We start from the raw sequence: 1625 nt of genomic DNA, 5'->3' as shown, positions 1-1625 counted from the left end.
TCGCCGGTCAGGCCCAGCGGCCTCCCCCCCAACCAAAGCCGCTGGGCCGCCCCCGCTCCGCTAGTCTTAGTCTAGAGCTTCCCTTTGAACCGATCTCCATCCATGGGGGCTGGGCAGCTACATCATAGGCGAACGAATCCTGTAAGCGGTAGATGATCGGAGGCGACCCGCGAAAGCGGCGTGTCATGGGCTTCGACGGTTGAGATCATTCCGTGTCGATTTGCCATGATCCGGTCGAGCGACAGCAGCGGCAGACTCGATGGAAAGGTGGGGACCGCCGGCGGCGCGGGACCGAAAGTCGTGTGCAGCGTATTCAGCGCGGAACGGTTTCCGAGTCGCCATTCGTTCAAATCGCCGAGCAGCAGTGTTGGTTTTTCGTCCGGTCTGTTCATGATTTCGAGCACGACACGGACCTGTTCGGAGCGCGATCGGCGCAGCAAGCCGAGATGGGCTGCGATGATGCGCAGAGTTCGTTTCTCGTCCAGATCGATTTCGGCAACCAGGGCCCCGCGCGGCTCCAGCCCCGGGAGCTTTATCTGATGGACATCGCGAACGACGCCCCGTTTGAAAAGCAGAACGTTGCCGTGCCAGCCGTGCCCTTTGCCGTTTCCGGACACCGGCACCGGCACCAGGCCTGTTTCCAATTCGAGACGCCGCAGATCCAGAAGGCCGGCACGATCTCCAAAGCGATTGTCCGCTTCCTGCAACGCAATGACATCCGGGCCGATTTCCCGGATGACGCGACCGATTCGTTCGGGATCGAACTTTCTGTCGACGCCCACGCATTTGTGGACGTTGTAAGATGCGACCAGAGTCCCTGCGGCGCGTGTCCCTTCGGACGGCGCAGCCTTCGCCTTCTGCTTTTTTCTGTCGCGAATGGATTTGAGCACACTTGCAGGAAAGCTATGTCCAGTTCTTTGCATGTCTGCTGCTCGTGCTCACTACCTTCAAGACTTAGCTTTGTCTCACTCAAATAGGATCTGCAATCGCTGCTTCCCTGCCCTGACGAGATGCGGCGCTCAAAAGGAGCGATGGCTGCGTCACCCGAATTCCCCCCGGCAGAACGGGAAAGCCTCTAAAGGTAGGGCGATCCCAGCCACAACACTCGGTCGAAGAGGCGGACAATGAATGGCCGGGCTCTCAAGGTTTCGATCGTTACAGACGCGGAGGAGGCGATTGCCGATTCGATCCGCGCTTCAATCTCCGCGGCAAAGCCTGCATCAAGAACCTCTACATCAATCTCAAAATTCAGCCGCAGGGACCGGGCATCAAGATTGGAGGATCCTATATAGGCCCAAACTCCATCGACCGACAGCAGCTTCGAATGATCGAACGAGCCCTCCGTGCGCCATACGCGGCAATAGTGCTTCAGGACCTGATCGAATTGCGCTGTCATCGCCCGGTCGACAAGGAAGAGATTGTTCACCGCCGGTACCACGATGTCGATCTCGACGCCTCGCCTGGCCGCGGTCGTCAGCGCGCTGATCAGTTCCCGATCCGGCAGGAAATAGGGCGACATGATGCGGATCGATTTGCGGGCGACGGAAAATGCCCCGATCAGCAAGTTGTGGTTCGTTTCGATGCTGGCGTCCGGGCCGGATGCAACCGCCCGCGCCAGCATCGGT

General features: G+C 59.3%; 2 protein-coding genes. Both read right to left on the bottom strand.

Annotated features, from left to right (window positions below; all coding sequences use genetic code 11):
• Window positions 1-122 precede the first annotated feature (122 nt).
• Window positions 123-923, bottom strand: coding sequence for an endonuclease/exonuclease/phosphatase family protein (locus E5W87_RS21085; RefSeq protein ID WP_292401727.1), 801 nt, complete (start codon window positions 921-923; stop codon window positions 123-125).
• A gap of 152 nt (window positions 924-1075) precedes the next feature.
• A partial coding sequence (locus tag E5W87_RS21080) for a phospholipase D-like domain-containing protein (RefSeq protein WP_292401725.1) occupies window positions 1076-1625 on the bottom strand: 550 nt, incomplete at its 5' end.

Source organism: Mesorhizobium sp. (assembly GCF_004962925.1).
GTDB lineage: Bacteria > Pseudomonadota > Alphaproteobacteria > Rhizobiales > Rhizobiaceae > Mesorhizobium.
Note: the sequence above shows the minus strand (reverse complement) of the source record. Positions and strands in the feature narration are given on the sequence as shown.